This is a genomic window from Gammaproteobacteria bacterium (genome assembly GCA_013696315.1).
Taxonomy (GTDB): domain Bacteria; phylum Pseudomonadota; class Gammaproteobacteria; order JACCYU01; family JACCYU01; genus JACCYU01.
This window is the reverse complement of sequence record JACCYU010000141.1, coordinates 1-3,418: the sequence shown is the minus strand read 5'-3', so window position 1 is coordinate 3,418 and position 3,418 is coordinate 1. Positions and strand designations below refer to the sequence as shown.

Sequence of the window (3,418 nt, the reverse complement as noted above, 5' to 3'; positions counted from 1 at the left end):
TGTGGCGGTGATGGCCTGTGACGATGAGGTGATTCCCCTTCAGGATCGTATCGAGTCGATCGCCGATGAGGCCGATCTTGAGGAGGTTTACAGCACGGAACGTCATCTCCTGTATGTCGCCTGCACCAGAGCGCGGGATCACTTGTTAGTCACAGGCGTCAAGCCAGCCTCCGAGTTTTTGGATGATATGCTTTGAAGGCGACCCGTACGCGTCCGTACAGATTGTCAAACAGAAATCAAACGCTGGGTGGGTAAACCCCTCAACCCGACCAAAAGTGCTTAAACCGCGTCGGACTCATTTCGGTGTACCGTACCGTATTAGTGATGCTTGCGTGTCCAAGGTAGCCCTGTAAGCTGCGCGTGTCCTTACCTTTGTTTGCTAATGCGTAGCCGCAGGCATGGCGCAACATGTGCGGGTTGATTGGCCAGGCCATACCCGCCTTCAAGCCTAACCTGGCAAAGCACTTGCGGAATCCGGCGGCCGAGACAGGGCCCCCTAGTTGCGATTCCTAGTTTGTCACGCTGTAACGGCCACAGATTCTACGGCACTCTGGCATCCGTGACCACGGCCACGCTGTCACGGATGCTAAGACGCATCATTCGGAACACTTGGAGGTCAAGCGCTCGCCAGCAAATTAGTGAACTGGCATGGCATGAAGGAGCACGGCAGTAATCAACACAACGCCCAGCACGAGGATCACTTCGATGCGCGCCGTGTGAGTAAAAGCGCGGGTGGGACATTTTGCTGGAGATGTTTGGTTAGCGCTTGCGGAACTACGTAAAATTAGCGGCCAGCGAACGAGCGCTTGCCTGCTGACAGGATGTCCGGCCCAGCCGCGTAATAGCGGCAAGGAGCGATACCGATTGATCGCCCCAAGGCTCACCATGCCGGCGACCAGCAGAAGCTTGGCGCTCAAAAGCTGACCATAAGCCGTACTCCAGAGCGCGGTAAAGTCGCCACCGAGCGCGCGCCAGGCGTTAAAAAGGCCAGTCATAACAACGCTCGCCAACGCAATACCCGCAATCAGCGATAGCCTGCAGGCAACAATCGCCGTAATCGCGCGCCGCTCGCCGGCCAGTTTTGTTATCGCCGGCGATATGACGAGCGACGTAACCACAAGCGCGCCGCCCCAGACCGATGTGGCAAAAATATGCAACCAATCGATAACTTCAGCCAGCGTGAAATCGCCCGCATCGGCGGCGTGGCCCGAGGCGCTGCGGCTCGCGGCGATGAGCGTAACGGCAACCAGCATGAAGCCCCAACCGATCCGGCTTTGCAAAGATCGCCCGCTCCACAACCAACCGAGCCACGCGAGACCTAAACCCAGAAAGCGGATCATCCATGCCTTGCCAAAATGTGTTCTAAAGATCACCGGAGATAAAACCGGAAAAATCTCGTTCAGCGGACGCTCACTCATGACCGCGGTGCGGACAAACAATAGCATGATGCTGCTGAGTGTTAACGCAGCCACGCAGATACCGATAGTTTGCCACAGCAACAAGATATGGGCGTCGGCTTCATGCATGACGCCCGTATCAGCGATCAGCCAAAATCGACATGCCAGGGCGCCGATACATACTACTAGCGCTAGTAAATCGACCACGGTGACCGCGATGGACAGGTATTGAGTTGGCATTATTGATGAATTTATCTAGTGGACACTAAAGGTGTAATCGCCTTGGGTACGATGCCCGTCATGGCTGATGACATTCCAGTAGACCTGATAAACGCCGGCCGGCACAGCCGGGACATGGGTCACGAGGAAAGTTGCATCCGATGAATCCACATGACCTTCGCCTTCGCTAATAGTCCGGCCGCGGCTGTCGTCGACCCGCAGATGGCTGAAAATCGGTTCGAGCTCGGCGTTAAATTGGATGCGAATATCGAATGGCGTCCTTCTCACTGTGCCGCCAGCGCCGGGTTCAGACGCCACGGGAAAGGCGTGCGCCCAGCTTGCGTTGGGCCACGCACTAAGCGTCGCGAAGATCAGAATTATTCTATTAAGACGTGTTCGCATGAATCATTGCATCGGTTCGCCAAAGACAGGACGTCCCAGGCTGCCCGGAAACAGGTCGTCTACGAAAAAATGTACCAGCGCCAGCACCCCGACATCATCACCCGTGCGGTCGTTGACCGGGATTTGCGCGGCAATTCCAAGCTGCACGTATTCTCCAAACCAGATGAGACCGGGATTAATCGTAGCTGCCGTCTCGCCTCCACAACCGCGATCCAGGCATGTCTCAAAATTAGCCTCAACCACGGGTATCAAGTGATTAAAGGGGCCGCTCAAGCCAACATCTTGTACAAAAGACTGTAAATAATCGAGATTGTACTGGGCTGTAAATCCCCAACTCAAGGTATTCGCATTGCGCGATATTTCTGATTCGATGTCGCCTGTTTCCGGGTCTGCTTCCTCGGTGACCGTTTCGCTATCGGTTGGAATGTTGACCGCGACCGCGCCGGTCACCGCAACGGGCTTTACGTACTTCAGCGATTCGGGCATGTCGCCGAATCCTTTCCCGAACAGCAACGTCGGCGAGATCACAGAAAACGATTCGGCCTCCACGTCTTCATCGCCGGTGCAGCCGACTTCGGCCGCAAGACCTAGCGGCATAATGGCCTCATGCGCTGCGCTCGTGAAGAACTGGTATCTCGCCGCCACCTCCAGATTGCCAAATCCATTTTGTGTGCTTTCACCTCGCGGATGCAGGCTACGGTACTCCCCTTCGAGTGAAACACCTTGGCGTGATCCGCTTGGAGTATTCGGCCGCGAACTCGGTGGCGTGCACCGACGGCTCTTCATCATCTCCGGGCTCGCGGATATGAGATCCGAGAATTGAAAACTCGATACGAACGGATCTTCCACCCCAAACGTGGTCGGGAAGAATCGTTTGCCCGCAAACCCATGCGCACAGGCTGTGTCTGAAGCGCTCAAGCACATTAGCCATAAAGCGGCTAGAGTCGTCGTCGATTTCCTGACGCGTAGGCATGCGAAAAAGCTGCTTGCACTCATGATTCGATTGTCGCCCTCGTGGCTCAAAGCTATTGAGCGCATTGTGATGGCAACGAAGGCAAGAGGGGATACGACAAATTGTCGTAGACGCGATTAGTAATCTTTCCCGATCTACAATTGCTCCCGATGTGGTAGCGTGCTGATCTTCCCCCGATAAAACGGCTACATGGTATATCTATAAAGGTCCCCACATATGGAGTAATGGAGCAATCAAATAATGGCGCGACTGGTACACGTATAGAGTAGTCATGGGTGCTGTAACGCACATGTGGGTTAATTGAATTGCCATGTTTTTCCTCTTCTCTGCTGATAGGGGACTGCTGTTGCCGCGTGAGCGGATCGACCGCTTCATCGCACGCCTGTAGATACTCGTCGCGCGCCGTGTCGGCAACCGCAATGATGCT

The 3,418-nt window shown here is 55.1% G+C and carries 4 protein-coding genes and 1 pseudogene; 1 reads left to right on the top strand and 4 read right to left on the bottom strand.

The window, feature by feature from the left end:
• On the top strand, positions 1-196 hold a 196-nt coding region (locus H0V34_08365), incomplete at its 5' end, for a hypothetical protein (GenBank protein ID MBA2491700.1).
• Positions 197-260: 64 nt separating this feature from the next.
• Here H0V34_08365 and H0V34_08360 read toward each other — a convergent pair.
• The 4 genes and pseudogenes from H0V34_08360 to H0V34_08345 form a co-directional block, all read right to left on the bottom strand.
• Positions 261-440, bottom strand: a pseudogene (locus tag H0V34_08360) (tyrosine-type recombinase/integrase).
• Positions 441-635: 195 nt separating this feature from the next.
• Positions 636-1,637, bottom strand: a complete 1,002-nt coding sequence (locus H0V34_08355; protein MBA2491699.1) for a CopD family protein — start codon at positions 1,635-1,637, stop codon at positions 636-638.
• A 15-nt stretch (positions 1,638-1,652) separates the two neighbouring features.
• Complete coding sequence (locus H0V34_08350) at positions 1,653-1,934, bottom strand: copper resistance protein CopC (protein ID MBA2491698.1); 282 nt, start codon at positions 1,932-1,934, stop codon at positions 1,653-1,655.
• 87 nt (positions 1,935-2,021) lie between these two features.
• On the bottom strand, positions 2,022-2,936 hold the full coding sequence (locus H0V34_08345; protein MBA2491697.1) for a hypothetical protein: 915 nt from the start codon (positions 2,934-2,936) through the stop codon (positions 2,022-2,024).
• Positions 2,937-3,418: the final 482 nt, after the last annotated feature.